The sequence below is a fragment of the Streptomyces sp. 840.1 genome, from assembly GCF_003751445.1.
GTDB lineage: Bacteria > Actinomycetota > Actinomycetes > Streptomycetales > Streptomycetaceae > Streptomyces.
Window position 1 is genome coordinate 2,549,315 of the sequence record NZ_RJUU01000001.1, and the last position, 26,500, is coordinate 2,575,814.

General features: G+C 71.5%; 25 protein-coding genes. 20 read left to right on the forward strand and 5 right to left on the reverse strand.

Annotated features, from left to right (window positions below):
* Positions 1–12: 12 nt before the first annotated feature.
* The gene (locus EDD93_RS11665; protein WP_123525090.1) at positions 13–789 is read right to left on the reverse strand and encodes a sugar transferase; all 777 of its coding nucleotides are present in this window, start codon (positions 787–789) and stop codon (positions 13–15) included.
* Between the two features lie 374 nt (positions 790–1,163).
* Here EDD93_RS11665 and dnaK point away from each other — a divergent pair, with 374 nt between their 5' ends.
* The 4 genes from dnaK to EDD93_RS11685 all read left to right on the forward strand — a co-directional run bounded on the left by dnaK (position 1,164) and on the right by EDD93_RS11685 (position 5,456).
* Positions 1,164–3,023 carry a molecular chaperone DnaK gene (gene dnaK, locus EDD93_RS11670; RefSeq protein ID WP_123525091.1) on the forward strand — a complete coding sequence of 620 codons (1,860 nt, stop codon included), beginning with the start codon at positions 1,164–1,166 and terminating at the stop codon, positions 3,021–3,023.
* Entirely contained in the window at positions 3,020–3,679 is a 660-nt protein-coding gene (gene grpE / locus EDD93_RS11675) for a nucleotide exchange factor GrpE (RefSeq protein ID WP_123525092.1), read from the forward strand. The genes dnaK and grpE overlap by 4 nt, the downstream gene beginning before the upstream one ends.
* Positions 3,680–3,811: 132 nt before the next feature.
* A complete protein-coding gene (gene dnaJ, locus EDD93_RS11680) occupies positions 3,812–5,008 on the forward strand; it encodes a molecular chaperone DnaJ (protein WP_123525093.1) in 1,197 nt (398 codons plus the stop codon).
* A 1-nt stretch (position 5,009) separates the two neighbouring features.
* A complete protein-coding gene (locus tag EDD93_RS11685; RefSeq protein ID WP_123525094.1) occupies positions 5,010–5,456 on the forward strand; it encodes a heat shock protein transcriptional repressor HspR in 447 nt (148 codons plus the stop codon).
* A gap of 78 nt (positions 5,457–5,534) precedes the next feature.
* Here EDD93_RS11685 and EDD93_RS11690 read toward each other — a convergent pair whose 3' ends face one another.
* Positions 5,535–6,554, reverse strand: coding sequence for a LuxR C-terminal-related transcriptional regulator (locus tag EDD93_RS11690; protein ID WP_123525095.1), 1,020 nt, complete (start codon positions 6,552–6,554; stop codon positions 5,535–5,537).
* A 185-nt stretch (positions 6,555–6,739) separates the two neighbouring features.
* The gene (locus EDD93_RS11695; protein WP_123525096.1) at positions 6,740–7,714 is read right to left on the reverse strand and encodes a helix-turn-helix transcriptional regulator; all 975 of its coding nucleotides are present in this window, start codon (positions 7,712–7,714) and stop codon (positions 6,740–6,742) included.
* Between the two features lie 203 nt (positions 7,715–7,917).
* On the opposite strand from EDD93_RS11695, the gene EDD93_RS39365 reads away from it, so the two are divergent.
* Together EDD93_RS39365 and EDD93_RS11705 are read left to right on the forward strand one after the other, a co-directional pair.
* Positions 7,918–8,232: a hypothetical protein gene (locus EDD93_RS39365; RefSeq protein ID WP_148083852.1), complete on the forward strand. Its 315-nt coding sequence runs from the start codon at positions 7,918–7,920 to the stop codon at positions 8,230–8,232.
* The gene (locus EDD93_RS11705) at positions 8,229–8,549 is read left to right on the forward strand and encodes a hypothetical protein (RefSeq protein WP_018522262.1); all 321 of its coding nucleotides are present in this window, start codon (positions 8,229–8,231) and stop codon (positions 8,547–8,549) included. The genes EDD93_RS39365 and EDD93_RS11705 overlap by 4 nt, the downstream gene beginning before the upstream one ends.
* Positions 8,550–8,660: 111 nt before the next feature.
* Here EDD93_RS11705 and EDD93_RS11710 read toward each other — a convergent pair whose 3' ends face one another.
* A complete protein-coding gene (locus tag EDD93_RS11710; RefSeq protein WP_123525098.1) occupies positions 8,661–9,065 on the reverse strand; it encodes a pyridoxamine 5'-phosphate oxidase family protein in 405 nt (134 codons plus the stop codon).
* Positions 9,066–9,267: 202 nt separating this feature from the next.
* On the opposite strand from EDD93_RS11710, the gene clpB reads away from it, so the two are divergent.
* On the forward strand, positions 9,268–11,862 hold the full coding sequence (gene clpB, locus EDD93_RS11715; RefSeq protein ID WP_123525099.1) for an ATP-dependent chaperone ClpB: 2,595 nt from the start codon (positions 9,268–9,270) through the stop codon (positions 11,860–11,862).
* 153 nt (positions 11,863–12,015) lie between these two features.
* A complete protein-coding gene (locus EDD93_RS11720; protein WP_123525100.1) occupies positions 12,016–12,576 on the forward strand; it encodes a YbjN domain-containing protein in 561 nt (186 codons plus the stop codon).
* A gap of 73 nt (positions 12,577–12,649) precedes the next feature.
* Here the strand turns inward: EDD93_RS11720 and EDD93_RS11725 are convergent, their stop codons facing one another.
* Positions 12,650–13,828, reverse strand: coding sequence for a pyridoxal phosphate-dependent aminotransferase (locus EDD93_RS11725; RefSeq protein ID WP_123525101.1), 1,179 nt, complete (start codon positions 13,826–13,828; stop codon positions 12,650–12,652).
* A gap of 136 nt (positions 13,829–13,964) precedes the next feature.
* Between EDD93_RS11725 and EDD93_RS11730 the strand changes: the two genes are divergently transcribed.
* The 12 genes from EDD93_RS11730 to kynU all read left to right on the forward strand — a co-directional run bounded on the left by EDD93_RS11730 (position 13,965) and on the right by kynU (position 26,340).
* A complete protein-coding gene (locus EDD93_RS11730) occupies positions 13,965–14,288 on the forward strand; it encodes a hypothetical protein (protein WP_185092282.1) in 324 nt (107 codons plus the stop codon).
* 370 nt (positions 14,289–14,658) lie between these two features.
* Complete coding sequence (locus tag EDD93_RS11735; protein WP_185092283.1) at positions 14,659–15,180, forward strand: DUF2617 family protein; 522 nt, start codon at positions 14,659–14,661, stop codon at positions 15,178–15,180.
* A gap of 108 nt (positions 15,181–15,288) precedes the next feature.
* Positions 15,289–16,887, forward strand: coding sequence for a polyamine aminopropyltransferase (locus EDD93_RS11740; RefSeq protein WP_123525103.1), 1,599 nt, complete (start codon positions 15,289–15,291; stop codon positions 16,885–16,887).
* Positions 16,888–17,009: 122 nt separating this feature from the next.
* Positions 17,010–18,005 carry an SRPBCC domain-containing protein gene (locus tag EDD93_RS11745; RefSeq protein WP_260255693.1) on the forward strand — a complete coding sequence of 332 codons (996 nt, stop codon included), beginning with the start codon at positions 17,010–17,012 and terminating at the stop codon, positions 18,003–18,005.
* 21 nt (positions 18,006–18,026) lie between these two features.
* Complete coding sequence (locus EDD93_RS11750; protein WP_123525105.1) at positions 18,027–18,821, forward strand: aldose 1-epimerase; 795 nt, start codon at positions 18,027–18,029, stop codon at positions 18,819–18,821.
* A gap of 70 nt (positions 18,822–18,891) precedes the next feature.
* Positions 18,892–19,431: an orotate phosphoribosyltransferase gene (gene pyrE / locus EDD93_RS11755; RefSeq protein WP_123525106.1), complete on the forward strand. Its 540-nt coding sequence runs from the start codon at positions 18,892–18,894 to the stop codon at positions 19,429–19,431.
* Between the two features lie 201 nt (positions 19,432–19,632).
* Entirely contained in the window at positions 19,633–20,664 is a 1,032-nt protein-coding gene (fbaA, locus tag EDD93_RS11760; protein WP_123525107.1) for a class II fructose-bisphosphate aldolase, read from the forward strand.
* Between the two features lie 96 nt (positions 20,665–20,760).
* Positions 20,761–21,930 (forward strand): MalY/PatB family protein, encoded by a 1,170-nt coding sequence (locus EDD93_RS11765; protein ID WP_123525108.1) that lies wholly within the window; start codon positions 20,761–20,763, stop codon positions 21,928–21,930.
* Positions 21,931–22,099: 169 nt separating this feature from the next.
* On the forward strand, positions 22,100–23,623 hold the full coding sequence (locus tag EDD93_RS11770) for an MFS transporter (protein ID WP_123525109.1): 1,524 nt from the start codon (positions 22,100–22,102) through the stop codon (positions 23,621–23,623).
* 100 nt (positions 23,624–23,723) lie between these two features.
* The gene (locus EDD93_RS11775) at positions 23,724–24,137 is read left to right on the forward strand and encodes a DUF3151 domain-containing protein (RefSeq protein WP_123525110.1); all 414 of its coding nucleotides are present in this window, start codon (positions 23,724–23,726) and stop codon (positions 24,135–24,137) included.
* A gap of 156 nt (positions 24,138–24,293) precedes the next feature.
* A complete protein-coding gene (locus EDD93_RS11780) occupies positions 24,294–25,142 on the forward strand; it encodes a tryptophan 2,3-dioxygenase family protein (RefSeq protein WP_123525111.1) in 849 nt (282 codons plus the stop codon).
* Positions 25,135–26,340, forward strand: coding sequence for a kynureninase (kynU, locus tag EDD93_RS11785; protein ID WP_123525112.1), 1,206 nt, complete (start codon positions 25,135–25,137; stop codon positions 26,338–26,340). Before EDD93_RS11780 ends, kynU begins: the two co-directional genes overlap by 8 nt.
* Positions 26,341–26,500 lie beyond the last annotated feature (160 nt).

Sequence of the window (26,500 nt, forward strand, 5' to 3'; positions counted from 1 at the left end):
GACACTATCCACTTATTCCGCCGCGCTGTAGTTGGGCAGGCGGTGATCTGTGTCGCTCAGGCATGCCTGGCCGCGCCGGCTGAGGCCGCGCACCGCCCGGCGCAGCGGCGTGTGTACGGCCTCGGCCAGGATCGCCAGGTCCAGGGCGGCCCGGTGGTGCCCGGCGTAGTGCTGGTCGAGGAGGTCCGCCTCGTCCCACGGCATCGTGGAGCGGCGGCGCACCTGCGCGAGGCCGGTCAGTCCGGGCTTGAGCTCCCGCCGCCAGTCCCGCGCACCGGCGGCCGTGCCCCGCTCGTCGCCGGGCGCGAGCGGCTCGGGGCCGACCAGCGAGAGCTCGCCGCGTACGACGTGGGGCAGCCGCGAGAGCACGTCGAGCCGCAGCCGCCGGGTGCGCAGCGATCGCAGTACGAAGGGCCTGCCCGCGAGGCCGGTGCGCGGGGAGCGGTCCAGTACGCCGCCGGGGCGCCGGCGCACGGCGAGGGCGAGAGCGGCCGCCGCGAGGGCGGGGGCGGCCAGGAGCAGGAGGGCCGAGCCGAGGAGCAGGTCCAGGGCGCGCTTGGCGGTGGGGCGCGGCGGGGCGGCAGCGGCGAGGGTCCTGAGGGCGGCGAGGGCGCGTGCCGTGCGGGTGGGGCGCGGTGGCTGCCAGGGGCGGCGCGCCGGGGCCGGCCTCCGGCGCGCGCCCCGCCACCCGCTCTGCCACTGGCCCTGCCACCGGTTCGGCCGCTGATCCCTCCTCGGCACATGCCGCTGCCGCCGGCGCTGCCTGGGCCTCCGCGTCTGCGTCTGCATCGTTCGCACCTGCCTGGTGTCGCTGTCCGGTACCGGATGGCTGGGGTGTCCGGGGTGTGTCTGCTGCCTGCTGTCGATCGAGTGCCGCTTTTGTGCGGCTCGCGGCAATTTGTGACAGAACGATCCCACGGCGCGATGATGGTGGGGGGTGTGTCGCCCACAGAGCGGGCAGGTGTCGCCCGCAAGCGGCTCGGATTCGTCCCGTGTGACGCGTATGCGGTGTGTGTCCGGCACCACAAAAATAGACAAATCGCTGGTGGCGCGGGGTGTGTGCACGATAGTTGAGTCGCCTCGACTCAGGTCTGTTGACGCCGAGGGCGATGTCATGCATCCTTGAGCCAGATCCACTCAAGTAGTCAGTAGGAGGAATTGAAATGGCACGTGCGGTCGGCATCGACCTGGGCACGACTAACTCCGTCGTCAGCGTTCTCGAAGGCGGCGAGCCCACCGTCATCACCAACGCCGAAGGCGCCAGGACCACGCCGTCCGTCGTCGCCTTCGCGAAGAACGGCGAGGTTCTGGTCGGCGAGGTCGCCAAGCGCCAGGCAGTGACGAACGTCGACAGGACCATCCGCTCCGTCAAGCGCCACATGGGCACTGACTGGAAGATCGACCTGGACGGCAAGAGCTTCAACCCGCAGCAGATGAGCGCCTTCATCCTGCAGAAGCTGAAGCGTGACGCCGAGTCGTACCTGGGCGAGAAGGTCGCCGACGCGGTGATCACCGTTCCGGCGTACTTCAACGACTCCGAGCGTCAGGCGACGAAGGAGGCCGGCGAGATCGCGGGCCTGAACGTCCTGCGTATCGTCAACGAGCCGACGGCCGCCGCGCTGGCGTACGGGCTCGACAAGGACGACCAGACGATCCTCGTCTTCGACCTCGGTGGCGGCACCTTCGACGTGTCCCTCCTGGAGATCGGTGACGGCGTCGTCGAGGTGAAGGCCACCAACGGTGACAACAACCTCGGTGGTGACGACTGGGACCAGCGCGTCGTCGACTACCTGGTGAAGCAGTTCGCCAACGGACACGGCGTGGACCTGTCCAAGGACAAGATGGCTCTCCAGCGTCTCCGCGAGGCCGCGGAGAAGGCGAAGATCGAGCTGTCGTCCTCGACGGAGACCACGATCAACCTGCCGTACATCACGGCGTCGGCCGAGGGCCCGCTGCACCTGGACGAGAAGCTCACGCGCTCGCAGTTCCAGCAGCTCACCGCGGACCTCCTGGACCGCTGCAAGAACCCGTTCCACAACGTCATCAAGGACGCGGGCATCCAGCTCTCCGAGATCGACCACGTCGTTCTCGTCGGTGGCTCGACCCGTATGCCGGCCGTCGCCGAGCTCGTCAAGGAGCTCACGGGCGGCCAGGACGCCAACAAGGGTGTGAACCCGGACGAGGTCGTCGCCATCGGCGCCTCGCTCCAGGCCGGTGTCCTCAAGGGCGAGGTCAAGGACGTCCTGCTGCTCGACGTGACCCCGCTGTCCCTCGGTATCGAGACCAAGGGAGGGATCATGACGAAGCTCATCGAGCGCAACACCACGATCCCGACCAAGCGCTCCGAGATCTTCACGACGGCCGAGGACAACCAGCCGTCCGTGCAGATCCAGGTCTACCAGGGCGAGCGCGAGATCGCGGCGTACAACAAGAAGCTCGGGATGTTCGAGCTGACCGGCCTGCCGCCGGCCCCGCGTGGCGTGCCGCAGATCGAGGTCGCGTTCGACATCGACGCCAACGGCATCATGCACGTCGCGGCCAAGGACCTCGGCACCGGCAAGGAGCAGAAGATGACCGTCACCGGTGGCTCCTCGCTGCCGAAGGACGAGGTCAACCGGATGCGTGAAGAGGCCGAGCAGTACGCGGACGAGGACCACCGCCGTCGCGAGGCCGCCGAGTCCCGCAACCAGGGCGAGCAGCTCGTCTACCAGACGGAGAAGTTCCTCAAGGACAACGAGGACAAGGTCCCCGGCGACGTGAAGACGGAGGTGGAGACCGCGCTCACCGAGCTGAAGGAGAAGCTCAAGGGCGAGGACACCGCCGAGATCCGTACCGCCACCGAGAAGGTCGCGGCCGTCTCCCAGAAGCTGGGCCAGGCGATGTACGCCAACGCCCAGGCCGAGGGCGGCCCGCAGGCCGAGGGCCAGCCGGGTGCCGAGCAGGCGCAGGGTGACGCCCAGGACGATGTCGTCGACGCCGAGATCGTCGACGACGAGAAGGACTCCAAGGGCGGTGCGGCGTGACCGAGGAGACTCCGGGCTTCGAGGAGAAGCCCGACGTCCCCTCCGGCGCCACCCCTGAAGACGCCGGGACGGAGGACGCCACCCCCTCTTCGGAGGAGGCGGCGGCCCCCGCCGGGGACGCGAACCAGACAGCCGGTCTGACGGCACAGCTGGACCAGGTCCGCACCGCGCTCTCCGAGCGCACCGCAGACCTCCAGCGGCTCCAGGCCGAGTACCAGAACTACCGTCGCCGCGTGGAGCGGGACCGGGTCACGGTCAAGGAGATCGCGGTCGCGGGTCTCCTGTCCGAGCTGCTGCCCGTGCTCGACGACATCGGCCGGGCCCGGGAGCACGGCGAGCTGCTGGGCGGGTTCAAGTCGGTGGCCGAATCGCTGGAGACGGTCGTCGCCAAGCTCGGCCTCCAGCAGTTCGGCAAGGAGGGCGAGCCCTTCGACCCGACGATCCACGAGGCCCTGATGCACTCGTACGCGCCGGACGTCACCGAGACGACCTGCGTGGCGATCCTGCAGCCCGGGTACCGGATCGGCGAGCGCACCATCCGTCCCGCACGGGTGGCGGTGGCCGAACCCCAGCCGGGGGCGACCCCCGCGGCCGCGAAGGACACGAAAGAAGAGCAGGCAGCCGACGAGGAGAGCGGTGGCGGCGAGGAGGTCTGACATTCTGTCCGACCACTCGGCGGCACACCGCCCGGCCGACGGGGCCGACCGCCCGGAGCGTGCCGGACTCGATGAGTCCGGCAGCAACCGGGCGGGAGGCCCCTGGCCGGTCGTCCGGAAGGAGGGACGTCGATGAGTACGAAGGACTTCGTCGAGAAGGACTACTACAAGGTTCTCGGCGTCCCGAAGGACGCCACGGACGCCGAGATCAAGAAGGCGTACCGGAAGCTCGCCCGCGAGTTCCACCCGGACGCCAACAAGGGTGACAACAAGGCGGAGGAGCGCTTCAAGGAGATCTCCGAGGCCAACGACATCCTCGGTGACACCAAGAAGCGCAAGGAGTACGACGAGGCCCGCGCCCTCTTCGGCAACGGCGGCTTCCGCCCCGGACCCGGCAGCGGCGGCGGCAACTTCAACTTCGACCTGGGCGACCTCTTCGGAGGCACCCCGGGCGGTGGCCAGGGCGGCGGAGCCGGCGGCTTCGGCGGCGGTGGCGGCGGTCTGGGCGATGTCTTCGGCGGCCTCTTCAACCGGGGCGGCGGCGGTGCCGGCACCCGGGTGCAGCCGCGCCGCGGCCAGGACATCGAGTCCGAGGTGACGCTCAGCTTCACCGAGGCGGTCGACGGGGCCACGGTCCCGCTGCGGATGTCCAGCCAGGCGCCCTGCAAGGCGTGCTCCGGCACCGGCGACAAGAACGGCACCCCCAGGGTCTGCCCGACCTGCGTCGGCACCGGACAGGTCTCCCGGGGCACCGGCGGCGGGTTCTCGCTCACCGATCCCTGCGTGGACTGCAAGGGCCGGGGCCTCATCGCCCAGGACCCCTGCGACGTCTGCAAGGGCAGCGGCCGGGCGAAGTCGTCCCGCACCATGCAGGTGCGGATCCCCGCCGGCGTCTCCGACGGCCAGCGGATCCGGCTGCGCGGCAAGGGCAGCCCCGGCGAGCGCGGCGGACCGGCCGGCGACCTCTACGTCATCGTCCACGTCGACGCCCACCCGGTCTTCGGCCGCAAGGGCGACAACCTCACGGTCACCGTGCCCGTCACCTTCACGGAGGCGGCGCTCGGCGGCGAGGTGAAGGTGCCCACGCTCGGCGGACCGCCGGTCACCCTGAAGCTGCCGGCCGGCACGCCCAACGGGCGCACCATGCGCGCCCGGGGCAAGGGCGCGGTGCGCAAGGACGGCAGCCGCGGCGACCTGCTGGTCACCGTGGAGGTGGTGGTCCCCACGGACCTGGGCACGGACGCCCGGGACGCCCTGGAGGCCTATCGCAAGGCCACCGCGGACCAGGACCCGCGGGCGGAGCTGTTCCAGGCAGCGAAGGGAGCTTGAGATGGACGGCCGCCGACGTAATCCGTACGAACTGACCGAAGAATCGCCGGTGTACGTGATCTCGATCGCGGCCCAGCTCTCGGGTCTGCATCCCCAGACGTTGCGCCAGTACGACCGCCTCGGCCTGGTCTCGCCCGACCGCACGGCCGGGCGCGGCAGGCGCTACTCGGCCCGTGACATCGAGCTGCTGCGCACCGTGCAGCAGCTGTCGCAGGACGAGGGCATCAACCTGGCCGGCATCAAGCGCATCATCGAGCTGGAGAACCAGGTCGCCGCGCTCCAGCAGCGCGTCGCCGAGCTCTCGGCGGCCGTGGACGGGGCGGCGGCGACGCTCCAGCAGCGCGAGGCCCAGGTGCACGCCTCCTACCGGCGTGACCTGGTCCCGTACCAGGACGTGCAGCACACCAGCGCACTGGTCGTCTGGCGGCCCAAGCGGCCCAAGGACTGAACGGCCCGAGGACGCAACGGGTCAAGGACCCGACCGGTCAAGGACCGAACGGGTTCGACCCGTCCTCGGCGCAGCCCGTCACCCCGGCGTCACCGGGGGGACGGGCTTCTCCGTCGTCCCGGGCGGTGCGGACCCGTCCATCCCGGAGCGGACGAGCAGCGCGCCGAGCTGGGTGCGGCTGGTGGCGTTGAGGGTGTGCATGAGCCTGGAGACGTGGGCGCGGCAGGTGCGGACGCTGATGCCGAGCTTTCCGGCCACGACCTGGTCGGTGTGGCCCTCGACCAGGAGGCGGGCGACGCTGAGCTGGACGGCGGTGACCGAGACGCTGGGCGGTGGCGCCGGCAGCGGATCGGTGAGCGGGGTGGCCTGCGCCCACAGGACTTCGTACATCTGGATCAGATAGCGGATCAGCGCGGGGTGGCGGATCTCCAGCGCGACGTCGCGGGCGGTGTTGGCGGGGATGAAGGCCACGGTGTGGTCGAAGACGAGCAGCCGCTCGACCGTCTGCTCCAGCGTGCGGATCTCGATGAGGCCCGGCGGCATCTGGTTCAGATAGGCCTTGAAGGTCTGGTTGTAGCGGATGGGGTGCTGGTAGATGTGCCGGAGCGGGGTGCCCCGCTCCAGGGTCAGCCGGGCCCGCGACAGGGCCCGCTGGAGCTGGTCGGGCGGCCGGGTGCTGCCGGGCTGAAGGGTCCTGATCTCCTCCGTGGCGCTCTCCGTCGCGTGCTGGACGGCGGCGTCGATCAGGGGGATGCCTTCGAGGACCGTGATGGCGAGGTTGGGGTCCGTACTGGCCACGGCCGCCAGCGGCGCCAGCGAGTCGGCCAGCGCGGCCGAGAGGCTGATGCGCTCGTGGATCTCCCGGACGACGGGCTGCAGCAGATGGGCCAGGGCGGCGGACGGGGGCACCGGGCGCACCCAGGCCTCGTCCTGCGGGTCGGGGTGGACCAGCGCCAACTCGGTGAGGCAGGGCGCCGGTTCGATGGCGGTCCGGGGTATCCGTCCCGCGCTCAGCGCCTCGGTGTAGATCCTGACCGCCGCGTCGCACAGCGCACGGTTCTTGTGTGCGTGCGCCGGTGTGTCCTCATCCCTGCCCATTCGGGCCCCCCATTTTTTGCAGTGCAGCAAGATGACGGTGGTGGCAGCCCGGTTCGCGGGCCACTGTGGGTGTTGTCGGGGGAGCCGGGAACTCTCCCGGCACCTCGGAGGCGTGGCCAGGTGTCCCCACTGACACGTGGCCGGCTTTCCGGCCCGGGGGTGGGGGCCTCCGGAGCATCGGCCGGTCAGGAGTCCTGATCGAGGATTCCTGACTGGGCGATCAGGTAGCCGAGCTGGGCGCGGCTCGTGCTTCCCAGCACGGCGGACAGCTTGGCGACATGCGCGCGGCAGGTACGGACGTTCATGCCGAGCCGGCGGGCTATCGCTTCGTCGACGTGCCCCTCGATCAGCAGCGTGGCGATGGCGCGCTGGACGCCCGTGATGCCGTCGCGGGCCGGGTCGTAGGGGGCCGCTTCGTCCAGCGGGACGGCGCGGCGCCAGAGTTGCTCGAAGACCTTCGTCAGGTAGGCGACCAGCCCGGGGTGCCGTAGTTCCAGGGCGACGGGCAGGTCGTCCTGGACCGGGATGAAGGCCACGGTGTCGTCGCAGATGATGAGGCGCTCGATGAGCTCCTCGAGCGTGCGGATCTCCATCCGGGCGCCCGCCATGAGGTCGACGTAGGCGAACGTGCGCTGGCTGTGCCTGACGGTGTGCTGGTAGAGAGTACGGACCCTGATGCCGGAATCTATGAGAGGTTTACTGCGGATCAGGGCCTCGCTGAGGACTTCCTCGCTGCGTTTGCCCCCGGGCTGGACCGTCAGCACTTCCCTCCGGCTCTCGGCGATGGCCAGGTCGAGTGCTCCGTTGATCCGGTCGATGCCTTCCAGCACCGTGATCGCGTGCGTCGGCGCGGGGCTCTGGGCGCTGATGGCCAGGAACGGTTCGAAAGCGTCGGTCAGCTCGACGGACGTCCGCCTGCGATCCTGGATCTCGCGCTCCAGCGGGTGAAGACGCTGGGCCAGGGCGGCGGAAGGCGGAACCGGGCGAAGCCATGACGCGTCGTCCGGATCGGGCAGCAGCAGACCGAATTTGACGAGGCAGGGTGCCGTCCTGACCTCGGAGCGGGCCAGGCGGCCCACGCTGAGCGCCGCCGCATACAGCCTGGTGCCCTCGGTGCACAGGTTCGTGACCGCATGAGTATGTGTCGGTTTCGTGTCCATTATAGGCAAAACTCCACCCCCCAGGGTCCTGAACATTCAGGAACATGATGCATCGCTCCTGTGGCATTGACGCGTCCGAATAAGCCATCGTCTCTTGGAGAGCGGGGGAGAGGATCCATCAAGTGAGGACGAAGCCGACTATGAACAAGAGAATGCTTCGCTCAGTGCTTGGCACTGCGTTCGCGGCTGCTGCACTGCTGCTCGTGACGCACGGCTCTGCTCCGGACGTCGGATGGGGCAATGCGGAGGCCGGCGACTCCTATCAGGGCGACGTCGGCTGGGGTTATGTCCAGCCCGCCGGCGGCGGCGGTGTCCACCAGGCCGATGTCGGCTGGGGCAACGCGCAGCCCGCCGCTCTCGGTGGCCCTCAGCAGGCCGATGTCGGCTGGGGTTATGTGTCGCCCGCCGTCTACCAGGGTGATGTCGGCTGGGGCAACGCGCAGCCCGCCGCTCTCGGTGGTGCTCACCAGTCCGACGTCGGCTGGGGGAATTCGGTCGAGAACAGGGCGGAGTTGTGACCACTCCGCCGGACGACCGGACCTTCAGACGTGAAATGGCAACCGCCTACCGCTCAGGGTGGCATTTCATCGACCTCGTCACGGCACTCCCCCACCGTGGTGATTCGTTGATGGTCACCCTGTTCGGCGACCCGGTCGTCGTCGCCCGTGAGGACGACGGGGAGGTCCGCGCCTACCGCTGCCTCCGCAAGCCTCGCGGGGCGCCGCAGCCCGTGCGCTGTGCCATCCGGTACGACATGATTTTTGTGAACCTCGCACAGCGTGACCATCAGCTGTTCGAACCTGAAGCCATCTCCGCCACCCCCCGCAGTGCCTGAGCGATCCCCCGTCGTTCCACGTCGCTCAGACACTCCCCCACACAACGGCGTCACCGTGACCTGAACACGGTGACGCCGTTGTGCTGTGCCCGCCCGCAGGGCGCCCGCCGGTCAGCCGCGGCCGAGTGCCCGGTCCAGGGTGATCTCGATGGCGACGCGGTCCGGGTTGGGCTTCGGCGCGCGCCCGTAGCGGGCCGTCTTACGGCGTACCGCGTCGTCCACCCTGTCCTGCTCCGTGCGCACCCTGGCGACGCCCTCCAGGGTCGCCCAGCGGCGTCCCTCCAGCTGGCAGACCGCGACCCGTGCGCCGTCCGGTCCCGCGGCCAGGATGTTGGCGACCTTGCGGCTGTGCCGGCCGGTGATGATGCGGGCGAGACCCGCCTCGGGGTCGTACGTCACGCACACCGGGACCACGTGCGGCGTGCCGTCGGGGCGCAGCGTCGTGAGGGTGCACACGTGGGGTTCCCGCCAGAAGGCGAGGTACTCGGGGCCGGGGTTGCGTACGTCGACTGCCATGGGGCCAGGGTAGGCAGCCGTGTACCGCTCCGGGGTGGCGGGCGGGCCGGCCGGCCGCTTCACTCGGACATGAGGGGTGCGGCGGCGCGCGTGGTCCGCCGGGGCCGTTGCTACCTTGAGTGGAATAGACTCAACTTTACGCACGTTGATCGTGTCAGAAGTGAAGGTACGGGCCAGTCGTCGCAAGGAGGAGAGAGCGCACGTGGACGCCGAGCTGACCAACAGGAGCCGGGACGCCATCAACGCGGCCACCAACAGGGCCGTGAAGGACGGGCATCCCGATCTGACCCCGGGGCATCTGTTGCTGGCGCTGCTCGCGGGTGAGGACAACGAGAACCTCGTCGATCTGCTGGCCGCCGTCGAGGCGGACCAGATCGCCGTTCGCACCGAGACCGAACGGCTGCTGGCCGCACTGCCCAGCGTGACCGGGTCGACCGTCGCGCCGCCGCAGCCCAACCGCGAGCTGCTCGCCGTGATCTCCGACGCGGCCCGGCGGGCCAAGGAGCTCGGCGACGACTACATCTCCACCGAGCACCTGCTCATCGGGATCGCGGCCGAGGGCGGCCGTGCCGGTGAGATCCTCGACGGGCAGGGGGCCAGTGCGAAGAAGCTGCTGGACGCTTTCGAGAAGAGCAGGGGAGGGCGCCGGGTGACCACACCCGACCCGGAGGGCCAGTACAAGGCCCTGGAGAAATTCGGTACGGACTTCACCGCGGCCGCCCGCGAGGGCAAGCTCGACCCGGTCATCGGCCGTGACCAGGAGATCCGTCGCGTCGTCCAGGTGCTCTCGCGCCGCACCAAGAACAACCCCGTGCTCATCGGTGAGCCGGGCGTCGGCAAGACGGCCGTCGTCGAGGGGCTCGCCCAGCGCATCGTCAAGGGGGACGTCCCCGAGTCGCTGAAGAACAAGCGGCTCGTCTCGCTCGACCTCGGCGCGATGGTCGCGGGCGCGAAGTACCGCGGCGAGTTCGAGGAGCGGCTGAAGACCGTCCTCTCCGAGATCAAGGAGAGCGGCGGCCAGATCATCACGTTCATCGACGAGCTGCACACCGTCGTCGGCGCCGGAGCGGGCGGCGACTCCGCCATGGACGCGGGCAACATGCTCAAGCCCATGCTGGCCCGGGGCGAGCTGCGGATGGTCGGCGCCACCACGCTCGACGAGTACCGCGAGCGGATCGAGAAGGACCCGGCCCTGGAGCGCCGCTTCCAGCAGGTGCTGGTGGCGGAGCCGTCCGTCGAGGACACCATCGCGATCCTGCGCGGGCTCAAGGGCCGCTACGAGGCCCACCACAAGGTGCAGATCGCGGACTCCTCGCTGGTCGCCGCCGCGACCCTGTCGGACCGCTACATCACCTCGCGCTTCCTCCCCGACAAGGCCATCGACCTGGTCGACGAGGCGGCCTCCCGGCTGCGCATGGAGATCGACTCCTCGCCCGTCGAGATCGACGAACTCCAGCGCTCCGTGGACCGCTTGCACATGGAGGAGCTGGCCCTCAAGAACGAGACCGACGCCGCCTCCAAGCAGCGCCTGGAGAAGCTGCGCCGCGACCTCGCCGACAAGGAGGAGGAGCTGCGCGGCCTCAACGCCCGCTGGGAGAAGGAGAAGCAGGGCCTCAACCGGGTCGGTGAGCTGAAGGAGCGCCTGGACGAACTGCGCGGACAGGCCGAACGCGCCCAGCGCGACGGCGACTTCGACAGTGCGTCCAAGCTGCTGTACGGCGAGATCCCGGGCCTCGAACGGGAGCTGGCCGAGGCCGCCGAGGCCGAGCAGGAGGCCGCGAAGGAGCCCAAGGAGACGCTGGTCAAGGAGGAGGTCGGCCCGGACGACATCGCCGATGTCGTCGGAGCCTGGACCGGCATCCCGGCCGGACGGCTGCTGGAGGGCGAGACCCAGAAGCTGCTGCGCATGGAGGAGGAGCTGGGCAGGCGCCTCATCGGGCAGACGGCGGCCGTGCAGGCCGTCTCGGACGCGGTGCGCCGCACCCGGGCCGGCATCGCGGACCCCGACCGGCCCACCGGATCGTTCCTCTTCCTCGGCCCGACCGGCGTCGGCAAGACCGAACTGGCCAAGGCCCTCGCGGACTTCCTCTTCGACGACGAGCGGGCCATGGTCCGCATCGACATGAGCGAGTACAGCGAGAAGCACAGCGTGGCCCGGCTGGTCGGCGCCCCGCCCGGCTACGTGGGCTACGAGGAGGGCGGTCAGCTCACCGAGGCGGTCCGCCGCCGCCCGTACAGCGTCGTCCTGCTGGACGAGGTCGAGAAGGCCCACCCCGAGGTCTTCGACATCCTGCTCCAGGTCCTGGACGACGGGCGGCTCACCGACGGACAGGGCCGGACGGTGGACTTCCGCAACACCATCCTGATCCTGACCTCCAACCTCGGCAGCCAGTACCTGACCGACCCGCTGACCAAGCCCGAGGAGAAGAAGAAGCAGGTCCTGGACGTGGTGCGGGCCTCGTTCAAGCCGGAGTTCCTCAACCGGCTGGACGACCTGGTGGTCTTCTCCGCGCTGTCCGGCGACGAGCTCGCCCATATCGCGGGGCTCCAGATCGACCGCCTCGCGAGGCGGCTGGCCGACCGCCGCCTGACCCTCGACGTCACCCCGGCCGCCCTGGCCTGGCTGGCCGAGGAGGGCAACGACCCGGCGTACGGCGCCCGGCCGCTGCGCCGGCTCATCCAGACGGCGATCGGTGACCGGCTCGCCAGGGAGATCCTCTCGGGCGAGGTCACGGACGGCGACACGGTCCTGGTGGACCGGGACGGCGACGGCCTGACGGTCGGCCCGGCCTCGTGACGGGAGCGCGGGCGCGCCCGTGACCGGAACGGGTGACGGCCCCGGTCCCCACCGGCTGGATATCAGCTTGTGGCGGATCGGGGCCGTTCCCGCTTGCCATGCCCCGCCCGGCATGGGGGAGGATGGCAGCCAACCGCACGAAGGGAAATTACGGTGAGCATCGATCCGTCCTCGATTCCTAACTTCGGGGGCCAGCCCGAACCGCAGGCGGCAGGACCGGAGGGCCCCGTCGTCCCTGACCAGGACCTCGTCAAGCAGCTCCTGGAACAGATGGAGCTGAAGTACGTCCTCGACGACGAGGGCGACCTCGCGGCGCCGTGGGAAGACTTCCGCACGTACTTCATGTTCCGTGGTGAGGGCGAGCAGCAGGTCTTCTCGGTCCGTACGTTCTACGACCGCCCGCACGACACGGACCAGCGCCCGGTCCTGCTCGACGCGATCGACGACTGGAACCGCCGCACCCTGTGGCCCAAGGTCTACACGCACACGCACGAGCCCGAGGAGGGCGCCGAGGACACCACCACCTCGGTCCGCCTGATCGGTGAGGCGCAGATGCTCATCGGCACCGGCGTCAGCCTGGAGCACTTCGTCTCCTCGACGGTCAGCTGGGTGCGGGCCTCGATCGAGTTCGACAAGTGGCTCCTGGAGCGCCTCGGCCTCGCCCCGGCCGAGGACGAGGCGGAAGGCACGGAGCAGGACGCTCCCGAGGCCTGAGCCCGATCCGTCCCACGAGAGCCCGGCGCGGGGAACGGTCCGGCCACCGGACCGTTCCCCGCGCCGGGCTCCGTCACAGCCCCTTCAGCCGCGAGACGGCCTCCTCCAGCACCTCCGTGCGCTTGCAGAACGCGAAGCGGACGAAGGGCGCGCCCTGTTCCCGGTGGTCGTAGAAGACGGCGTTCGGCACGGCCACCACCCCGCACCGCTCCGGCAGCGACCGGCAGAACGCGAAGCCGTCGCCGGCGGCGTCCAGCGGGCGGATGTCGGTGGTGACGAAGTACGTGCCGGCCGGGCGGTAGACCTGGAAACCGGCCTCGGCGAGTCCGCCGCTCAGCAGGTCCCGCTTGGCCCGCAGATCCGCGCGCAGCGCGTCGAAGTAGCTGTCGGGCAGCCGCAGCGCCTCGGCGACCGCGTACTGGAACGGGCCTGCGGAGACGTACGTCAGGAACTGCTTCGCCGAGCGCACCGCCGTCACGAGATCCGGGCTCGCGGTGATCCAGCCGACCTTCCAGCCGGTGAACGAGAACGTCTTGCCCGCCGAGCTGATGGTGACCGTCCGCTCGCGCATGCCGGGGAACGAGGCGAGCGGCAGGTGCTCGCCCTCGAACACGAGGTGCTCGTAGACCTCGTCGGTGACGACGAGCAGGTCGCGCTCGCACGCCAGGGCGGCGATCGCGGCGAGTTCCTCGCGGGTCAGGACGGTGCCGGTGGGGTTGTGCGGGGTGTTGAGCAGCAGCAGCCGGGTGCGGGGGGTGACGGCCGCGCGCAGCTCGTCGAGGTCCAGCCGGTAGCTGCCGGTGGGGGGCTCGGGGTGCAGGGTGACGGGGACGCGGGTGGCGCCCGCCATGGCGATGCAGGCGGCGTAGGAGTCGTAGTACGGCTCCAGCGCGATGACCTCGTCGCCGGGCTCCAGGAGGGCCAGCATCGAGGCGGCGACGGCCTCGGTGGCGCCCGCGGTGACCAGGACCTCGGTGTCGGGGTCGTACGTCAGGGCGTAGCGCCGGGCCTGGTGCTCGGTGATCGCGGTGCGCAGTTCGGGGACCCCGGGCCCCGGCGGGTACTGGTTGCCGTGGCCGGCGCGCAGGGCGCGGACGGCGGCCTCGCGGACCTCCTCGGGGCCGTCGGTGTCCGGGAACCCCTGGCCGAGGTTGATGGCGCCGGTGCGGACGGCCAGCGCGGACATCTCCGCGAAGATCGTCGTGCCGAACTCGGCGAGGCGGCGGTTGAGCAGCGGTCGTCCCTGTGTCATGACCGCCATCCTGCGCGGAAGCTCTGGAGTTGCTCAAGTCTGCTTTGGCCGAACGGGGGCGAGGGAATCCCCCCTCCACGCAGGAACCGGTGCGAAGCGGGGGACTCGCTTCGGGGGACGGAAGGACGTGAGGTCGGTGGAGCTGGCGATCGGTGCGGTACTCGTGCTCATGGTCGTGGCGGTGTTGGTTCTCGTCGCGTCGATGGCGGACACGGCGAAGCGCAACAAGTCACTGGCCGGGAACAAGCGCCGGCGCGGCACTGCCGGTGGCAGTGCGGCGGGCGGCAGCTGGTGGGCGAGCGGCGGCGGGGGCGGTTCGTCGTGCGGCGGCGGCAGCGGTCACTCGGGGGGCCACTCGGGCGGCGGTCACTCAGGTGGCCACTCCTGCGGTGGCGGCCACTCGTGCGGCGGCGGTTCGTCGTGCGGTGGCGGCGGGGGCGGATGCGGCGGAGGCAGCTGACACGGGGCAGCTGGTCCGCAGCCGGGCGGGGCGTACGAAGGCCCGGTGCCGGTGGAGGTGTCCGGCGGGATCGGGGGCGGGGCTGCGCGGCGGCCCGGACGGCCCCGGTCCCGCCGGACACCTTTTTACGTGGCCTTGCGGCGAGTCGCCGGTGAACAGGTGAACCGGAAGGCCCCCGAGGGGATGGAAACCACGTCAAGTTGGGTAAAAACACTGCGAGTGCGGCTTAGTTCGTGATTCCCTCGGTGGAGAGAACATTCAGCCCTCGGACCCCAGTTGGACCTGATCGGGCGCTCCTCACCTCCCACGTGCAGCACGTCGGGGGCGTCCCCCTGTCCATGTGTCCATGTGTGTTTTGCGGAGCCGACCCATGCTCACGACCCTCCATACGGCCTATTCCGACACCCGTGCCGCCGATCTGGCCTGGGCGCTGGGGCGTGAACCGCTCCCGGCGCTCGCCGTGCTGGATCTCCATCTCGCCGGTGCGCAACTCCAGTTGCGCCTGCTCGGCGCCTCCCATCAGGTCCTCCTGGAGGAGGACAACGGCAGTTGTTCCGAAACCGTCGCCTGTATGCCGGGCAGCAGCACCCCGCTGCCCCTCGGCGTCTCCAAGCGGCTCGGGGAGTGGGAGTACGAGTTCGCGGCCCGCGTCGAGACGCTCGGCGCCGGTTCGTTCGCGGGGCGCGCGCAGGAGCTCCTGGCGCTCGTCGCCGACCATCCCCACGGCCTGGCCGGGACGTTCCCGGGCAGCCCGCACGCCTTCACCGCCATGCTCGCCCAGCGGACCGAGGGGCAGGTGCGCTGGCGCACCTGGCACGCGTACCCGCAGGAGGGACAACTGGTGGTGACGCGCACCCGGGTGGGCGTGCGGATGCCGGCGGCCGTGGTGTGACGGGGGCCGACTCCGTCACCGGCTCGGTGGCGAACTCCCTTGCCGCTGAGCCACTTACACCCTTGTGGGTGACAAACGGCGACGTTCCAGTCACGTAGCGTTCGCGGCATGATCGACCAGCAGGTGTCGCTGCGAGGGGGCGCGGCGCGGCTTCCCGTACGGCCGAGGACCGGCCGCTACCTCGTGCTGGCCGCGGTCTTCGTCTGCGCCGCCTGCGGTCTGGTGTACGAGCTCGAACTGGTCGCGCTCGCCTCCTATCTGATCGGTGACTCCGTCACCCAGGCATCCGTCGTGCTCTCGGTGATGGTCTTCGCCATGGGCATCGGTTCGTTGCTCGCGAAACGTTTATGCAGCCGGGCCGCGGTCGGCTTCGGGCTGATCGAGGCGGCGCTCGCCCTGGTCGGCGGCTCCTCCGCGCTGGTGCTCTACGCGACGTTCGCCTGGATCGGGGAGTCGCGGTACGCCCTGGTCGGCTTCTCGCTGGCGATCGGGGTGCTGATCGGTGCAGAGATCCCGCTGCTGATGACGCTGATCCAGCGCGTCGACCGGCAGGACGCGGGCGGGGCCGTCGCCGATCTGTTCGCCGCGGACTACGTGGGGGCGCTGGTCGGCGGGCTGGCGTTCCCGTTCCTGCTGCTGCCGATGCTCGGGCAGCTCACCGGGGCGCTGCTCACCGGCGCGGTCAACGCTGCGGCGGGCGGGGCGCTGGTGATGTGGGTGTTCCGGCGGGACCTCAGCTGCCGGTCCCGGTGGCTGCTCATCGTGGTCAACGTGACGGTGATCGCCCTGCTGGCCACGGTCGCGGTGCTGGCCGACGACTTCGAGCGGGCGGCGAGGCGCGCGGTGTACGGCGACCAGGTGCGGGTCGCGATGCAGACCGACGTCCAGGAGGTGGTGCTGACCGGCGCGGGCCGCAGCTCCCTGGACCTCTACCTGGACGGGCGGCTGCGGGTCAGCTCGCGCGACGAGTACCGCTACCACGAGGCGCTGGTGCACCCGGTGATGAACGGGCCGCACGCGCGGGTGCTGATCCTGGGCGGCGGCGACGGTCTGGCGGCCCGCGAGGTGCTGCGCTACCCCGGGGTGCGGAGCGTCACGCTGGTGGAGCTGGACCCGGCCGTCACCCGGTTGGCCCGTACGGACCGGGCGCTCTCCGCGCTGAACGCGCACGCGTACCGGGACCCCCGGCTGACGGCCGTCACCGGGGACGCGTTCACCTGGCTGCGGGCGGCGCACGGGCGCTACGACGCGGTGATCTCGGACCTGCCCGATCCGGGGATCTCGGCCAGTACGAAGCTCTACTCGGCGGAGTTCTACGGCCTGGTCTCCGAGGCCCTCGCGCCGGGCGGGCGGCTGGTGGTGCACGGCGGGCCGCCGGTCGGCCGGCCGCACACCTACTGGACGGTCGAGGCGTCGATGCGGGCGGCGGGGCTGCACACCCGCACCTACCGGATCGGCGGCCGCTACGCCGGTTTCGACGCGGGCCCGGACCGGGCGGCGGGCGGCGGCACCCAGGTGGGCGGCTGGGGCTTCGTGCTCGCCGGGCTCGGCCGGGCCCCGGCGCTGGGCCTGGACCCGGAGGCGCCGGAGCTGAGGTCCCTGACGGATGCGGCGCTGAGGGAGGCGGGGCGGCGGGCGGAGTCCGGCCGGCTGCCGGGGCTGGCCCCCTCGACCCTGGTGCACCCGAGGTACTGGGACGAGCCGTGAGCGGGGGCCGGCCGGATGCGGGCCGGAGCGGGGGCCGGGCCGGAGGTTTCGCGGGGGGTGTGAGGGGTTCCGGAGGGGCGAAGCGCTGACGTGGCGGCCGGGGCTGAGTAGGCTCGGTTTCCATGGAGCATGAGGTGTTCGTTCCGGTTCCGGTCCCCGTCCTTCGTCGGGCGCTGGGCGACCCTGCCCGGGTCGCGCGCTGCGTGCCGGGGCTTCAGCAGGACGCCGAGGCGTCCGCGGGCCCGCTGGCCGGCCGGCTCAAGGTGCGGGTCGGCGGCCACACCATCACCTACCGGGGCGCGCTGCGGATCACCGCGCAGGCGGACGACGGCCCGGCGGCGGACGGCCCGGCCGACGCCTCCGCGTACACCGTCTCGGTGGCGGGCGAGGGCGTGGAGGCGCGCGGCACCGGCTCGGCCGAGCTGGCCCTGACCGTCCGCCTGAGCGAACGGGACGGCGGTACGGCGATCGCGTTCGAGGGCACGGCGAGCGGCGACGGCCGCCTGGCGGAGCTGGAGGCGGCGGCAGCGCTCGCCGCGGCCCACCGGCTGCTGGACCGGTTCGCGCAGCAGCTGGTGACGGAGGCGCTCGCCGCGCACGGAGACGATTCCGGGGAGCGGCCCGAGGAGTCCGTCGAGGACGAGTCCGCGGGCGCGTCCGTCGAGGATGCCGAGGAGCGGTCCGTCGGGGAGGCGGTGGAGAAGGCCATCGAGGAGGCCGCCGAAGAGGCGGACGACACCGGTGTCGCGGAGGCCCCGACCACGCATGACGCCACCCCCGACGAGGCACCCGGCGGTGAGGCACCCGGCGGTGAGCCGCAGCCGGACGGGGCCTCGGTCTTCGACGCCCCGGTGCCGCCGTCCTCGCTGGACGCGGTGGCCGGCATCGAGTTCACCGTTGCGGACGGGCCCCCGGCCGAGGCCGCGCATGCCCGGCGCACCATGATCGGGCGCAGCGCCGAAGAGGTCGACCACGCCCCGCCGCGCGGCCGGTACGCACCCGTGCCGGCGCCCGGCTCGGGCGGTGCGGGCGCCACGCTGCGCTGGGTGGCCCCGGCGGCCGCGCTCGCCCTGGCCTCCGCCGTGGTGGTGGGCCGGGCGCTGCGGCGCCGGAGGTAGCCGCGCCAGTAGTGTCCTCGTGTGAGCAGCAGCGAGAAGGACGTCCGGCTGTCCGCCGGCGACGCAGAGTTGACCGTGAGCCCCGCCAACGGCTGCCGTATCAGCAGCCTGCGGATCGGCGGTACCGAACTGTTGCGGCAGGGGGAGCGGTACGGCTGCTTCCCGATGGTGCCGTGGTGCGGACGCACGGAGAACGGCCGGTTCCGCAACGGCGGTGTCCTGCACCAGATGCCGCTGACCGCTCCGCCGCACGCCATTCACGGCACGGGCCGAGACACGGCCTGGCAGACCGACCGGGATACCGGTACGCAGGCCTCGTTCCACTACGACCTGGCCGAGCCGTGGCCGTACCCGGGCCGGGTGTCGCAGACCTTCGAACTGACCGAGGACTCCCTCACGTTGGCGTTCGGCATCGAGACGTACGCGGACTCCTTCCCGGCGCAGGCCGGCTGGCACCCCTGGTTCCGGCGCAACCTCGGCGGCGAGGACGTCGCGCTCGCCTTCGACGCGGCCTGGCAGGAGGAGCGCGGCGAGGACCATCTGCCGACCGGCCGCCGCATCCCGCCGCTGGACGGCCCGTGGGACGACGCCTTCGGAATGCCCGACGGCGTCGACGTCACCCTCACCTGGCCGCAGCAGCTGGAGCTGAGTGTGAAGAGCCGGGCCGAGTGGGTCGTGGTCTACGACGAGCAGGCCGAGGCGGTCTGCGTGGAACCGCAGTCGGGCCCGCCGAACGGACTGAACACCGCGCCCCGCTACGTCACCCCGGTCGATCCGCTGGAGATCGCGGCGACGTGGAGCTGGCGCAGGCTCTGAGCCCGCCGGCGTGGGCGCCGGGCGCGGGCGCCGGGCACGGGCCGCTGGTGGGCGCCTTATCCTCGTAGCCATGACAGACGTACGCGCTGAGCTGCTGCAGCAGATCAAGGACAAGGCCGTCGTGCACGGCAAGGTGACGCTCTCCTCCGGCCTGGAGGCCGACTGGTACATCGACCTCCGCCGCATCACGCTGGACGGCAAGGCTGCTCCGATGGTCGGCCAGGTCATGCTCGACGCGACCGCGGAGCTGGACTACGACTGCGTGGGCGGGCTGACGCTGGGCGCCGACCCGGTCGCCACCTCGATGCTGCACGCCTCGGCCGCCCGCGGCCAGGAGCTGGACGCGTTCGTCGTCCGCAAGGCGCAGAAGGCGCACGGGATGCAGCGCCGGATCGAGGGCGCCGAGGTCAAGGGCCGCCGCTGTCTGGTGGTCGAGGACACCTCGACGACGGGCGGCTCGCCGCTGACCGCCGTCGAGGCGGTGCGCGAGGCGGGCGGCGAGGTCGTCGCCGTCGCCGTGATCGTGGAGCGGGGTGCGGCTCCGGCCATTGCCGAGGCGGGTCTCCCGTACGTCCACGTGTACTCGGTCGCGGACCTCGACCTGTCCTGACCTGCTGTTTTTTACGAGGGCGGCCTGTTTCACGTGAAACAGGCCGCCCTCGTCGTGTGCCCGCTCCGGGGTGGCCCCGAATACGGGGGGATCCGCTGGGTGGAGCCGAACCGAGAGTCTGGGAAGATGGGGGCGACGATGACGTCGCCCCCAGGTCAGGGAACCAGCAACGCACACCCGCACATCCCAAGGAGCGGACAGATGCCCATCGCAACCCCCGAGGTCTACGCCGAGATGCTCGACCGGGCGAAGGCAGGCAAGTTCGCCTACCCGGCCATCAACGTGACCTCGACCCAGACCCTGCACGCTGCGCTGCGCGGTTTCGCGGAGGCCGAGAGCGACGGCATCATCCAGATGTCCACCGGTGGGGCTGAGTTCCTGGGCGGCCAGTACAACAAGGACATGGTCACGGGCGCCGTCGCCCTGGCCGAGTTCGCGCACATCGTCGCCGCCAAGTACGACATCACGGTCGCGCTGCACACCGACCACTGCCCCAAGGACAAGCTGGACACGTACGTCCGTCCGCTGATCGAGGTCTCCGCGGAGCGCGTCGCCAAGGGTCTGAACCCGCTGTTCCAGTCGCACATGTGGGACGGTTCGGCCGAGACGCTGGCCGACAACCTCTCCATCGGCCAGGAGCTGCTGGCCAAGGCCGCCGCCGCCAAGATCATCCTTGAGGTCGAGATCACCCCGACCGGCGGTGAGGAGGACGGCGTCACGCACGAGATCAACGACGAGCTGTACACGACCGTCGACGACGCGCTGCGTACCGCCGAGGCGCTCGGTCTGGGCGAGAAGGGCCGCTACCTGCTGGCCGCGTCCTTCGGCAACGTGCACGGCGTCTACAAGCCGGGCAACGTCGTGCTCCGCCCCGAGCTCCTGAAGGACCTCCAGGTCGGCGTCTCCGCCAAGTACGGCAAGCCGGCCGGCAGCCAGCCGTTCGACTTCGTCTTCCACGGCGGCTCGGGCTCCACCGCCGAGGAGATCGCCACCGCGCTGGAGAACGGCGTCGTGAAGATGAACCTCGACACCGACACCCAGTACGCCTTCACCCGCCCGGTCGCGGACCACATGTTCCGCAACTACGACGGCGTCCTGAAGGTCGACGGCGAGGTCGGCAACAAGAAGACCTACGACCCGCGCACCTGGGGCAAGGCCGCCGAGGCGGGCATGGCCAAGCGCGTCACGGAGGCCTGCGCCAACCTGCGGTCCACCGGCACCAAGCTGAAGTAGTCCCGTACGGCTGTGTGTGTGGGCCCGGCATCCCTTGGGGTGCCGGGCCCACGGCATGTCCGCACCCGGCAGGAACGACGATCCGAGGAAACAGCTGTGAGCACGTCCTACGACTTCGACACCGTCATCGACCGCCGCGGCACCTGGTGCGTCCAGTGGGACGGGGTGGCCGACCGGTTCGGGGTGGACGGGCTGCTGCCGTTCACCATCTCGGACATGGACTTCGCGACGGCTCCCGAGGTGCTGGCCGCCCTGCGGGCCCGTATCGACCACGGAGTGTTCGGGTACACCGACTGGCAGCAGGACGACTTCAGCTCGGCGATCGCCCACTGGTACGAGACCCGCTACGACACCACGATCGACACCGGCGGTCTGGTGTACGCGCCGTCCGTGCTCAGCCAGCTGTCGCAGCTGCTCCAGATGTGGACGTCCGAAGGGGACGGCGTCGTCGTCCACACTCCTACCTACGACGGTTTCCGCAAGGCGATCACCGGGCTCGGGCGGGAGCTCCGGGGGGTGCCGCTGGGGGACCCGGACGCGCTGGAGCGGGAGCTCGCCCGCGCGGACAGCAAGGTCCTGCTGCTCTGCTCGCCGCACAACCCCACCGGCCGGGTGTGGACGGAGTCCGAGCTCGCGGAGATGGCCTCGCTCGCCGCGCGGCACGGGGCGGCGGTGATCAGCGACGAGATCCACGCGGACTTCGTGCACGGCGGGCGCCGGCACGTGCCGTGGACGCGGGTGGCGGGCGACGGGCGCTGGGCGGTCATCACGTCCGCGTCGAAGTCGTTCAACTTCCCCGCGCTGACGGGGTCCTACGGGCTCATCGGCCGGCCGGAGGACCGGACGGAGTTCCTGCGCCGGATGCAGACCGCAGAGGGGCTCGCCTCGCCGGCGGTGCTCTCGCTGACCGCGCACATCGCGGCGTACCGGGAGGGCGGGGCGTGGCTGGACGCGGTCCGCGCGTACGTCACCGGGAACCTGGACTTCGTCGCGGAACGCCTGAACGCGGCCTTCCCGGAACTGGGGTGGGAGCCGCCGCAGGCCGGTTACCTGGCCTGGATCGACCTGCGGAAGGCGGGCGTCGAGGACGACGAGGCGCTCCAGCGGGTGCTGATCGAGCGGGAGCGGGTCGCGGTGATGCCGGGGAGCGTGTACGGGGCGGAGGGCTTCGTACGGCTGAACGTGGGGTGCGCGCGGAGCAAGGTGGAGGCGGGGGTGGATGCGTTGATCCGGGGGGTGCAGGCGGTACGGGTCGTCGGCGCGTAGCGGGGGCGGGTGGGGGTGTGGCGCGGGCCGGTTTCGGGGGCGCTGCCCCCGGGCCCCCGCTCCTCAATCGCCGGAGGGGCTTGATTTGTCTGGCTGGGGTTGAGTTGGTGGGCTGCTGGGCTTGAGTTTTCCGGTGGCCTCTTGGGGCGGTGGCGTCGATGCTGGGGGCATGGAGAAGTCAGAGGCGGACGGGCCCGGCATCCGGGTTGCCTCCGCTGCCGGGCGCTGGGTCGTCCTCACGACCGTGCTCGGGTCGAGCATGGCCATGCTCGACTCCACCGTCATCAACGTCGCCCTGCCCCGTATCGGTGAGGACCTCAGCACCGACCTGGCCGCGCTCCAGTGGACCGTCAACGCGTACATGCTGACGCTCGCCGGGCTGATCCTGCTCGGCGGGGCGCTCGGGGACCGGTACGGGCGGCGGCGGGTCTTCGTCATCGGCGTCGTGTGGTTCGCCCTCGCCTCACTGCTCTGCGGCATCGCGCCCAACGCCTTCGTCCTCATCGCCGCCCGCGCCCTCCAGGGCGTCGGCGGGGCGCTCCTCACCCCCGGGTCGCTGGCGCTGATCCAGGCGAGCTTCCACCCGGACGACCGGGCCCGCGCGGTCGGGCTGTGGTCCGGGTTCGGCGGGGTCGGGGCCGCCGTCGGGCCGTTCGTGGGCGGCTGGCTCGTCGACGGACCGGGCTGGCGGTGGGTGTTCCTGCTCAACCTGCCGCTCGCCGCCGTCTGCGTGCCCATCGCGCTGCGCCACGTACCGGAGTCCCGCGACCCGTACGCGCGCGGCCGCTTCGATGTCCTCGGGGCGGCGCTCGGCGCGCTCGCCCTCGCGCTGGTCACGTACGCGCTGATCGAGGCGCCGGGGATGGGCGCCTCCCCGCTGGTGATCGGGGCGGCAGTCGGCGGGGTGCTGCTCGGCGCCGTGTTCGTCCAGGTCGAGCGGCGCCGCGCGAACCCCATGCTGCCGCCGTCGGTCTTCGCGTCCCGGCAGTTCACCAACGTCAACATCGTCACCCTCTGCGTGTACGCGGCGCTCGGCGGCTACTTCTTCCTCTCCGCCATCCAGTTGCAGGTCGTGGCCGGGTACTCGGCGCTCGGCGCGGGCACCGCACTGCTGCCGACGACCGTCCTGATGCTGCTGTTCTCGGCCAGGTCCGGCGAGCTGGGCCAGCGCATCGGCCCCCGCATCCCCCTCACCGTCGGCCCGCTGATCGCCGCCACCGGCATGCTGCTGATGCTGCGCGTGGGGCCGGGGTCGAACACCGTCTCCGGGTACCTCACCGACGTACTCCCGGCGGTCGCCGTCCTCGGCGTCGGCCTGGTCACCGTGGTGGCCCCGCTCACCGCGACCGTCCTGGCCTCCGTGGACACCGGCCGGGCCGGACTCGCCAGCGGGATCAACAACGCCGCGGCCCGCGCCGCCGGGCTGATCGCGGTGGCCGCGCTGCCGCTGCTCGCCGGGATGGGGCCCGAGGCCTACCGGGACGCGGGGGAGTTCGCCGCGACGTTCCGGCGGGCCATGCCGATGTGCGCCGGGCTGCTCGTGGTGGGCGCCGCGATCGCCTGGGCGACCGTCCGCACGCCCCACGCGGCCGTCCAGGACACCGCACGCCCCGAGTGCACGGTGAACTGCGGTGTCGCCGCCCCGCCGCTGGAACCGGCCCCGGAAGCGGCCCGCCGGGCGGACGAGGCCTGAGGGGCCGGGGAGCACGCCTCCGGGCCCTCGGGCGGGCGTCCCGCGCCCCGGCGCCCGCCGTTTGTGCACCGGCGGCGCCGGTGCCAGGCACACTTGGACCATGTCGATCCACGAGAACCTGCTCGGGGGCCCCGCCCCGACCCATCTGCCCGACGAACCGGGACCGCGCGAACTGCTCGCCGCGGACGTGGCGCCCGCCGAGGTCGCCGCGAAGTACCCCACCTCCTCCCTGGCCTGGGCGCAGCTCGCCGACGAGGCGTTCGAGGGCGGCCGGGTCATCGAGTCGTACGCGTACGCCCGTACCGGCTACCACCGCGGCCTGGACGCGCTGCGCCGGGCCGGCTGGAAGGGCCACGGCCCGGTGCCGTTCGAGCACGAGCCGAACCGAGGTTTCCTGCGCGCCCTGCACGCCCTGGCGCGCGCCGCGCAGGCGATCGACGAGAAGGAGGAGTACGAGCGCTGCTCGGCGTTCCTGCGCGACTCCTCCCCGACCGCGGCCGAGACCCTCGGCTAGACGGCACCCGCCCCACCGGCCCCGCGGACGCATCGGCGTCCGCGGGGTCTGCGCGTTCCCCGGGGTGCCGTTTAGGATGCGAACAGGGGACCGGAGCTCCACTTCCTCATGGAAGGGGCGGACCGCTACCCGGAAGCTCGTGTCGAGGAGACAGCGATGTCGACGATTCCCCCCGACCCCGAAGCCACCGGTGCGGCGACCCCGCACCTCGACTTCGCGGGCACGACTCCGTACGAGGACTATGTCCAGGCGGATGTCCTGACCCACCTCCAGCACCTTCGCTCCGACGACCCGGGCGAGATGGTCTTCCTGGTCACCACCCAGGTCATGGAGCTGTGGTTCACCGTCATCGTCCATGAGTGGGAGACCGCCGCGCACGCCCTGCGCGAGGACCGGATTCCCGTCGCGCGGGACGCGCTGAAGCGGTCCGTGCGCGAGCTGGAGGCGCTGAACGGCTCCTGGACGCCGCTCGCCCAGCTCACCCCCGCCCAGTTCAACTCCTACCGGTCCGCCCTCGGCGAGGGCTCCGGCTTCCAGTCCGCGATGTACCGGCGGATGGAGTTCCTGCTCGGCGACAAGTCCGCGTCCATGCTCGTGCCGCACCGGGGTGCGCCCCGCGTGCACGCCGAGCTGGAGAAGGCGCTCGGTGAGCCGGGGCTGTACGACGAGACCCTCGCGCTCCTGGCCCGGCGCGGCCACGCCGTCCCGCAGGCCGTGCTCGGCCGCGACCTCAGCCAGAAGTACGAGCCGTCGCCCGAGGTCGAGGCCGTCTGGGCGGAGATCTACGCCAACCCCGACCAGAACGACGAGCTGGTCAGGCTCGGTGAGGCGCTCACGGATGTCGGTGAGCTGGTCTGGCGATGGCGCAACGACCACCTCGTCGCTACCCGGCGGGCCATGGGCTCCAAGACCGGGACCGGCGGTTCGGCCGGTGTCGCCTGGCTGGAGAAGCGCGCCACCAAGAACGTCTTTCCTGAGCTCTGGACGGCCCGCAGCCATGTCTGACCTCCAGGAGCGCGCACGGGCGCTCGACACCGCCGACGAACTTGCCCCGCTGCGCGAGCTGTTCACCCTCGACGACACCGTCTACCTGGACGGCAACTCGCTGGGCGCCCTGCCCCGGCACGTGCCCGCCCGGCTGCAGGAGGTCCTCGCCCGCGAGTGGGGCGAGCTGCGCATCCGGTCCTGGAGCGAGAGCGGCTGGTGGACCGCGCCGGAACGGATCGGTGACCGGATCGCCCCGATCGTCGGGGCCGCCGCCGGCCAGATCGTCGTCGGGGACTCCACCAGCGTCAACGTCTTCAAGGCCGTCGTCGCCGCGACCCGGCTGGCGCCGGAGGGCCGCGACGAGATCCTGGTCGACGCGAACACCTTCCCCACCGACGGCTACATCGCCGCGTCCGCCGCCCGGATGACCGGTCACCGGATCGTCCCGGTCGCCCCCGGCGACGTGACGGCCGCCCTCGGCCCGCGCACCGCGGCCGTCCTGCTCAACCACGTCGACTACCGCAGCGGCAGGCTCCACGACCTGCCCGCGCTCACCGCCGCCGTGCACGCGGCGGGTGCGATCGCGGTCTGGGACCTGTGCCACAGCGCGGGCGCCCTGCCCGTGGACCTGGACCGGCACGGGGTGGACCTGGCGGTCGGCTGCACGTACAAATACCTCAACGGCGGGCCCGGTTCGCCCGCGTACCTGTACGTCGCGGCCCGCCACCAGGCGGTGTTCGACTCGCCCCTGCCGGGGTGGACCTCGCACGCCGACCCGTTCGCGATGACCCCCGGCTACGAGCCCGCCGAAGGCGCCGTACGGGGCCGGGTCGGGACCCCCGACATCCTGTCCATGCTGGCCCTGGAATCGTCCCTCGACGTGTGGGACGGGGTCGGGGTCGAGGCGGTACGGGCCAAGTCGCTGGCGCTGACGGACTTCTTCCTGGAGTGCGTCGCGGCGTACGTCCCCGAGGGGCGCGTCACCTCGGTCACCCCGGCCGCCCACGCCGAACGCGGCAGTCAGGTCGCGCTGCGGTGCGAGGACGCCGAACCGGTGATGGCCGCGCTGATCGCGCGCGGAGTCGTCGGTGACCTGCGCCGTCCCGACGTGCTGCGGTTCGGATTCACCCCGCTGTACGTGGGATTCGCGGACGCGGAACGCGCGGCGCGGCTGCTCGCGGACGTGTTGGACGGTTCGGCCGCCCCGGTGGCGTAGGCTCCCGGGTCAGTCCGGCGACCGGCTCGCCCCGGTCGCCGGACGGGTTCCGCCCCCGTCGCGGGGCGAGCGGCGGCGGTGACCGCCACCGTGACAGGGAGAGCCTCCCGCGATTCCGTTCCCGCCCCGGCACCGGCGGCAGGGAGCGCCTCCGTACTGA

Excerpts from the sequence above, each read along its gene's own strand:
- dnaK (WP_123525091.1), top strand. The coding sequence starts at position 1,164 with ATGGCACGTGCGGTCGGCATCGACCTGGGCACGACTAACTCCGTCGTC.
- EDD93_RS11745 (WP_260255693.1), top strand. The coding sequence starts at position 17,010 with ATGGAGCATGAGGTGTTCGTTCCGGTTCCGGTCCCCGTCCTTCGTCGG.
- kynU (WP_123525112.1), top strand. The coding sequence starts at position 25,135 with ATGTCTGACCTCCAGGAGCGCGCACGGGCGCTCGACACCGCCGACGAA.
- EDD93_RS11770 (WP_123525109.1), top strand. The coding sequence starts at position 22,100 with ATGGAGAAGTCAGAGGCGGACGGGCCCGGCATCCGGGTTGCCTCCGCT.
- EDD93_RS11725 (WP_123525101.1), bottom strand. The coding sequence starts at position 13,828 with ATGACACAGGGACGACCGCTGCTCAACCGCCGCCTCGCCGAGTTCGGC.
- pyrE (WP_123525106.1), top strand. The coding sequence starts at position 18,892 with ATGACAGACGTACGCGCTGAGCTGCTGCAGCAGATCAAGGACAAGGCC.
- fbaA (WP_123525107.1), top strand. The coding sequence starts at position 19,633 with ATGCCCATCGCAACCCCCGAGGTCTACGCCGAGATGCTCGACCGGGCG.
- EDD93_RS11710 (WP_123525098.1), bottom strand. The coding sequence starts at position 9,065 with ATGGCAGTCGACGTACGCAACCCCGGCCCCGAGTACCTCGCCTTCTGG.
- EDD93_RS11740 (WP_123525103.1), top strand. The coding sequence starts at position 15,289 with ATGATCGACCAGCAGGTGTCGCTGCGAGGGGGCGCGGCGCGGCTTCCC.
- EDD93_RS11735 (WP_185092283.1), top strand. The coding sequence starts at position 14,659 with ATGCTCACGACCCTCCATACGGCCTATTCCGACACCCGTGCCGCCGAT.
- dnaJ (WP_123525093.1), top strand. The coding sequence starts at position 3,812 with ATGAGTACGAAGGACTTCGTCGAGAAGGACTACTACAAGGTTCTCGGC.
- EDD93_RS11775 (WP_123525110.1), top strand. The coding sequence starts at position 23,724 with ATGTCGATCCACGAGAACCTGCTCGGGGGCCCCGCCCCGACCCATCTG.
- EDD93_RS11695 (WP_123525096.1), bottom strand. The coding sequence starts at position 7,714 with ATGGACACGAAACCGACACATACTCATGCGGTCACGAACCTGTGCACC.
- EDD93_RS11685 (WP_123525094.1), top strand. The coding sequence starts at position 5,010 with ATGGACGGCCGCCGACGTAATCCGTACGAACTGACCGAAGAATCGCCG.
- EDD93_RS11665 (WP_123525090.1), bottom strand. The coding sequence starts at position 789 with ATGCAGACGCAGACGCGGAGGCCCAGGCAGCGCCGGCGGCAGCGGCAT.
- EDD93_RS11780 (WP_123525111.1), top strand. The coding sequence starts at position 24,294 with ATGTCGACGATTCCCCCCGACCCCGAAGCCACCGGTGCGGCGACCCCG.
- EDD93_RS11690 (WP_123525095.1), bottom strand. The coding sequence starts at position 6,554 with ATGGGCAGGGATGAGGACACACCGGCGCACGCACACAAGAACCGTGCG.